Source organism: Microcoleus sp. S13_C5 (genome assembly GCF_036700845.1).
GTDB lineage: Bacteria > Cyanobacteriota > Cyanobacteriia > Cyanobacteriales > Microcoleaceae > Microcoleus.
In genome coordinates this window covers 1-6,946 of sequence record NZ_JAUBPR010000199.1, presented here as the reverse complement: position 1 = coordinate 6,946, position 6,946 = coordinate 1, and the positions used below count along the sequence as shown (strand labels likewise).

5 protein-coding genes and 1 pseudogene are annotated in these 6,946 nt (G+C 43.6%); 2 read left to right on the top strand and 4 right to left on the bottom strand.

The window, feature by feature from the left end; genetic code table 11:
• Window positions 1-77: 77 nt before the first annotated feature.
• Together QUA04_RS28200 and QUA04_RS28195 are read right to left on the bottom strand one after the other, a co-directional pair.
• Window positions 78-323, bottom strand: a pseudogene (locus tag QUA04_RS28200) (Uma2 family endonuclease); the annotation flags it as partial.
• Window positions 324-401: 78 nt separating this feature from the next.
• A complete protein-coding gene (locus QUA04_RS28195; RefSeq protein ID WP_333263680.1) occupies window positions 402-1,379 on the bottom strand; it encodes a hypothetical protein in 978 nt (325 codons plus the stop codon).
• 158 nt (window positions 1,380-1,537) lie between these two features.
• On the opposite strand from QUA04_RS28195, the gene QUA04_RS28190 reads away from it, so the two are divergent.
• Window positions 1,538-2,734, top strand: a complete 1,197-nt coding sequence (locus QUA04_RS28190; RefSeq protein WP_333263677.1) for a CapA family protein — start codon at window positions 1,538-1,540, stop codon at window positions 2,732-2,734.
• A 464-nt stretch (window positions 2,735-3,198) separates the two neighbouring features.
• Here QUA04_RS28190 and QUA04_RS28185 read toward each other — a convergent pair whose 3' ends face one another.
• Window positions 3,199-4,734, bottom strand: a complete 1,536-nt coding sequence (locus QUA04_RS28185; RefSeq protein WP_333263674.1) for an NAD(P)/FAD-dependent oxidoreductase — start codon at window positions 4,732-4,734, stop codon at window positions 3,199-3,201.
• Between the two features lie 272 nt (window positions 4,735-5,006).
• Window positions 5,007-5,768, bottom strand: coding sequence for a cobalt-precorrin-6A reductase (locus QUA04_RS28180; protein WP_333263671.1), 762 nt, complete (start codon window positions 5,766-5,768; stop codon window positions 5,007-5,009).
• Window positions 5,769-5,947: 179 nt separating this feature from the next.
• Here QUA04_RS28180 and QUA04_RS28175 point away from each other — a divergent pair, with 179 nt between their 5' ends.
• Window positions 5,948-6,766 carry a tetratricopeptide repeat protein gene (locus QUA04_RS28175; RefSeq protein WP_333263668.1) on the top strand — a complete coding sequence of 273 codons (819 nt, stop codon included), beginning with the start codon at window positions 5,948-5,950 and terminating at the stop codon, window positions 6,764-6,766.
• The last annotated feature ends 180 nt before the right edge of the window (window positions 6,767-6,946 follow it).

The following is a 6,946-nucleotide window of genomic DNA, read 5'->3' as shown; positions in this document are numbered from 1 at the left end:
AATACGTCAATATACTTACACACAGAAAATCATTTAGGATTGCTCTCGATATAGAAAATCATTTAGGATTGCTATAGTACCGCAATATCTGGAACAATCGATCGACCGCCAAACGTACACCGCAACTCTGGAAAAGCGTAAGCTATCTTGGGTTCCTCTACCACTTCATTAAGGACACGCAGGAATTGCCGCTGGAGACGAGAATGTTTAGTTTTCGGCATAGGTTTTTGAAGAATTTCCCCCTCAATGTATTCGCTAGCAGGTTTAGTTTCTGGCAGTTTCAAAAAGTCTTCCAGGGTGAAGCGCCTAGTTGCGACTGTCATAAATAAATTCCTCAATTCTACCTATCTTCAGTGTAATTCAAAAACTATTTAGTTTGCATAACACTGGTGTTACCTAGCCTAATTTCCCGGAACAATCTGCTGTTTAAATTCAAACAAATTAGGATTGGTAGGGTCATAAAAAGCCCGCAACCAATGCACGTTTGGAGAACCAAAAGTTTCAACTCTAGTAAAATTTTTCATTCTCGGTAATTGAGTCTCATCGGTAAAATGGGGTAAAGGTTTATCGATGCGGAAATAGTGAGTATCGCCGTGGACGAATACAACCTGCCCTGGGAAATTGCCTGTTTCTGTTTCCAGAGTTGCGATAAAATCGTTGTAGCCACTTCTTCTTTTGTCCGTCGGATCGAGTTCAAATCCCGGATTGGCCTGTGCAACTAACATAATTCCTTTGCTGTTGCTGCGTTTGGCTAAAGCAAAACATTCTTTGATCCACGCTAAGTTAGCCCAATTGCGATCGGCATATTCTGCATCTGCTTCGGGAGTGCGCCCAAAATTGTTGTTGCTTCCCGGCATATTAATCGCGAAAAACACAACGCCATGATAAATCCAGCGAACATTTTCGCGGAATTTAGCAAACTGTGGGTTTTCGCTTTGACGGGTGAGAGTTAAGGTGCGCTTTCCCAAACTTTGATTACCGTTGCTAAATATTTCTCGCAGTTTAGCGAGTCTTTCTACTGGATCGTAACTGCCGTTATTTGAACGGTGGCAATCCGTCCATTCATTGTCACCATAAACTAGAATAAATGGAATTGCAAAATTCTCAAATAACTGCTTGCGGCTGACAAAAGTTGCATCATCGCAGACACTAGAACCGTTTTTAATGTCGCCGTCGTGGACTACAAACGCTGCGGGCGATCGATTGATATCTGCAATCAAACTCGGAAATTTTGCTTCTTGTTCGGCACTGTAGGGCAAATCGCCAATTAAGGCAAATTCAAAAGGTCTATCGCCCGAAGTTTGAGCGTAAGTCAAAACACCAAAACCCGTAATTGATACAAAAACAATAAAGGCAATAATTAGATATTTATTAGTCATTTATTTAGTTCCAACTAATTTAGTTATCAGGACTTACGTAGAACCATAAAAAATAGATGCTGCGATTGCTTCACTACCGTTTGCAATGACAGACTTATGTTATTTGCTTAAGTCCTGGTCATGATACCATATAAGCCGACAAATCACTCTCAAAAATCATGAATTTTCGTCGGTTGCTCTCGCTAATGGCCATGCTTTCGATCGCAGGCTGCAATATCCAAACGCCAAAAACCAACACACAGCCTACAGAAAGTCGATCGCCAATAGCAACCCCTGTTCCCGCCAAACCAAAGTCTGAAATCAAAGAAGCAACACTAATTGCTGTCGGCGACATCATGATGCACAGTACCCAAACGATCTCGGGCTACGACGCAAAAAAGAAAACATACAATTTTGACAGTTTCTTCGCACCTGTTAAAAGTATCCTATCAACAGGCGATTGGGTAACGGGAAATCTCGAAACACCTTTAGCGGGGGAAAATGCGGGCGGATATACGGGATATCCGCTATTTAACGCACCGGCTCAATTAGCGGATGCGGCTAAAAAAGCCGGATTTAATATCTTGACAACTGCGAACAATCATGCTTTAGATCGTGGAGAAAAAGGGGTAATTAGGACGATCGCCAATCTGAGCGATCGGCAAATTGCGTACACAGGAACAGCCACATCAGCCGCCGAGGCTTCACGCACTTTAATCAGCACTAAAAACAACATTTCACTAGCCATCCTAGCCTACACCTACGGCACAAACGGCATTCCCATACCCAAAGGCAAAGATTACTTAGTTTCCCTAATAGACGAAAAAAAGATAGTCAAAGACATTGCCAAAGCACGAAAGCAAGGAGCAGATATTATCGCAATTTCCCTGCATTTTGGCGATGAATATCAGCGACAGCCAAACCCCCAACAAAAACAATTAGTGGAAAATCTATTAAAAGCCGGTGCAGACATCATTCTCGGCAGCCATCCCCACGTCGTGCAACCTTACAAAATTTTTAACTTTCCCGGAAAAAATGGCAAAACTCGCAAAGCTGTAGCAATTTATTCAATGGGAAACTTCGTTTCCGGTCAAAATAAAAAATATACAGACTTAGGCGTAATTTTGCAAGTAAATATTCGCAAAACTTTTCCCGAAAAAACCACAGAAATTACCACCATCAAAACCTTTCCGACTTGGGTACAACGCTATACTTTGAATAATAAAACTAACTATCGCGTTTTGCCCTTAGAAACAACTGTCAGCCAGAAAAAAGATGCGCTGCTAGCAACTTCACAGTATCCTGTTTTATCAAAATATTTGCAGGATATGAAGAATCATCTTAACTCTTTGAATAGTCCGAAGAAATCCAAATAATTTGGCATTTAGAATTGGGAATTGGGCATTAGTTATTGGAATTTAAGGCCTAGCCGAGCGATTTGTATTTTCAGGCAGTGTCCATTGCTAAGGTAACTAAGCTAGGGAAGCATTTGTCAATTAGCAATTATGCTCAGAATTTAATCAATTTTTGGGTATCAAACTTAGATTTGGGCGATCGAAAAATCATGCCGAATCTTCAGCAAATAAATTTACCCAAGCTTGGATATCCTTTCCAATCAGTGCGAAATCGGCAGCAAAATAGCGCGTCATATCAACTCCGTTAGCATCGAATTGTAAAATCGAATCAACAGTCAATACTCAACTATCATTCATTTTTTCTGCTGACGGTTAACAGTCAACAGTCAACAGTCAACAGTCAACAGTCAACAGTCAACAGTCAACAATAATTCCGGTGCAACCGGAATTGAGTTCAATTGACCCCTGGTAAGCTTTGGAAGCAATCATGTATCCAACGGAAGAGGGTGTAGTGGAGTAGAGCGACTTTTCTTTTTTTGATTATATTCTTCCGATACGCCAAGATAATCAGATGGTTGATATCTGGCGAATATCTCAGCGAAAATGTTAGGCAATTTTCGATAAGGAGAAACACCCAGATCTTTAAGCAAGATGTCAATATATTGTTGGAAGCGAGTGTTGGTTCCACAGGATCGCGAAGGTTCAAATTGAATATTTGCGCGTTTCCACTGGCGGATATATTCAATACTTTTTTCCATATTCTCGCTGGAAGGTAACTCAAGTTCACCCCGCAAGTAAGCACACAGCCATTGTGTGGCAATCTCGACTGCTGGCACGTGCATATATCCATGATTGAACCCGGAAAAGGCAATGCCAGGAATGCGAGGATGAAGCAAGTGGCGATATAATTGCACGCCATCGGGTTCGGTTTCCAACATTTTTCGATATTTATCAGGCAAAAATGGAAAAATAGGCGTTTGCGAACCCAAAGATAGAACGACTAAATCGCATGGAATCTCGCAACCATTTTTCAATTTTACTGATTCTCGCGAAAAACCAGATAATTCTGCACGGTGGGGCGAGATTTTTCCTTCTGCAATAAACGGATAGTAATCATCAGGTGCAACCGCTGTGGCTGAACGTAAATCAGGCAATAGTTTGTGGTCGGGTTGTACAGCTTTGATTCTACCTTGGGCGGCTTGGCTTTTTCCAGAAACATTTCGCTGAACTTGAAAGCGGAAGATGGATGCAATCAAATCCCAAAAACCTGAAACAATGAAGCCAAGGCGATTGTGCAGGAAACGTTCAATGGCGGTTGGATGTGCCCAACTTGTCATCATCACTGTTCCAAAACGGCTGAATAATGCGTAGGTAAAATGTACGCCCAAAATCCATTCTGGGATAAGCCAGCGCGGTGTACGAAATACATGATTTACTTGCGCGCCTTGTTTTGCTGCGAAAGTCGCCATGTCTAAGGCGCTCTTTCCGAAGCCAACGATTACAACTCGTTGATTATCGAATACATCAAGCGTGTGGACATCCCGTTCAGTGATGATTTTCCCGCCGAAATCTTCGATACCTGGAAATGCAGGTTGATACTTTCCTTCTGTATATTGCCCAACTGAGATAACGACGTATCCAAATAATTCTTCGTGAACGCCATCCTGATTTTTATATCTTAATAGCCAGCCATCTTCTGTTTCTTTTAGTTCGATAACTTCGTGATTTAACCGCACATCAAGCTTTAGATGGTTGACCGCTTGCTCCAAATAATTCAGGATTTGTTCTCCGGTGGGATGTAAATCAGGCGTGAATGGCCAGGGAAAATCAGATAAATGATACTGCTCTCTGATATTTTGCAGGTGTACGTTTGGGTATGCAAGTGCCCATACTCCGCCAATCTTTTCTGATTTCTCGAAAACAACTGCTGGGAAACCATTTTTCTTGAAAATATTGGCTGTCGTAATGCCTGATATTCCCGCGCCAATAATGGCAATTGGCATACCGTTTTTGTATTGCATATATTTGAGTCTCCTGATTGGGTATGGTGATTATAGTAATTCTCCTGACGGAGTGACAAAAAACCGGAAAACCTTGCAATGAGAAGGGTTTAAATCGATCGCTATCAAAAAAACAGAGGCGTTGTCACCCCGTCAGATCCCCGACCTTAACCCCAACTGCTGATAATAGCTTAGTTGGTTATAGACGCTTGGGGGAGAGCAATGCTTGCACTCTGGCTGCTATAACGTCAGTTGAGGCGAGCTGGCCCATTCCGATCGCCCCAAGGATGTAACTAATAACTAATAACTAATAACTGCTTAATTAACCAAGCGATCGCCCCTTCAACATCAGCAACCTGCTCAACATCGGGAATTTGCGGCCGCTGCACCATCACAACCGGAAGTCCCAGTTCCCTAGCCGCAGCGATTTTAGCATAAGTAGCACCGCCGCCGCTGTTTTTGCTAACAATTGTATCAATTTGATATTCTAATAGTAATTGCCGCTCGTCTTCCAATGAAAAAGGCCCCCTTGCTAATAACAATTTACCGTTAGGTACAGGAGTATTTAGTGCAGGAGGATCGATCGCCCGCATCAAAAACCAAATAGCATCCAAACCAGCAAAAGCAGCCAATTCCTGCCTACCAATCGTGAGAAACACCCGCTGAGACAGCCCTAATAAAGCCTTTGCAGCCTCCGAGTGGCTGGCAACATCAATCCAGCGATCGCCCTCCACCCTCTCCCAAGCTGGACGCACCAGCATCAAATAGGGCACATTACATTCAGCAGCAGCAATAGCAGCATTGGCAGAAATCTGAGCCGCAAACGGATGAGTAGCATCAATTAACAAGTCGATCGGGCGATCGAGCAAAAACGCTGCCAGTCCAGCCGCCCCACCAAACCCCCCAATTCGCACCGTACCCGTTTTGGGGGTAAAAGGCTGTTGAGTGCGTCCTGCTAGCGAAGATATCACCTCTATTTCAGCAATTTGAGACGCTCTTACCGCCAGTTCCGCAGCATCCCCCGTCCCGCCCAAAATTAGCAACCGTTTTTTCACCAAATTCTCCCTAACTTATTGAGATTTTAGATTTTAGATTTTAGATTTGTAAATGACTTATGAAATAAGGGTTCGGAGGTTGCCTACAGTCACATCCTTTTTTGAAACTGGTACTATCCAAGCAACGCCCGCAATTTCGGTTAATAATATGTTTAGTAAAGTTTAAACTGCCAACAACGATGATTCGCTCACTTTTGACATTTTTTACAGTATTAATTGTAACCGGGTTAGTTTGGTTGGGAAATATCGCGCCCGCTACCGCACAAGTACAGCCAACAGATATCGCCCCTCCCGAACAGGAACTGGGAGAACTCGTACAAAAAGCTTTTGAAGCTACAAATGAAGGCCAATTTCCCGCCGCTGAAACTTTTTGGACTCAAATTATTGACAAATTTCCCTCACAAGCCGCCGCTTGGAGCAACCGAGGCAATTCTAGAGTCAGCCAAAACAAACTACAAGCCGCTATTTCCGACTACGAAAGAGCGATCGAACTAGCTCCCGACGCCCCCGATCCCTACCTAAACCGCGGCACAGCCTTAGAAGGTTTAGGACGCTGGGAAGAAGCGATCGCCGATTACAATCACGTGCTAGAATTAGACCCCAAAGATCCAGCAGCCTACAACAACCGAGGCAACGCCGAAGCCGGTTTAGGAAAATGGGAACAAGCAATAGCCGACTACAGCAAAGCCTTTGAATTAGCCCCCGAATACGCCTTTGCCCGCGCCAACCACGCCCTCGCACTTTATCAAAACGGGCAAACCAAAGAAGCAATTCGCAACATGAAAAACATCGTCCGCAGATACCCCCAATTTGCCGACATGAGAGCCGCCCTTAGCGCCTGTCTGTGGCAAGCAGGAAAGCGCGGCGAAGCTGAGAGCAATTGGGTAGCAGCAGTCGGCCTCGATTCCCGCTATAAAGACCTCGATTGGGTTGCCAATACCCGACGCTGGCCGCCAGTTGCAGTCAGTGCATTAGACAAATTCTTGCACTTGCAATAATCTCAAAACGCCCAGAAAAAATTTTGAGCATCCCGATGATTGTGGGGTATTTTTCCTACAAGGGATGCTCCAAAGAATTGCTAAATGTCATCGGAAGATAGCAGTAAATAGGGTTTGCTGAATAATCGATCGCAAACTAAGAACAGGAGCGATCGATATATTCAAACTCAACTAAAGATA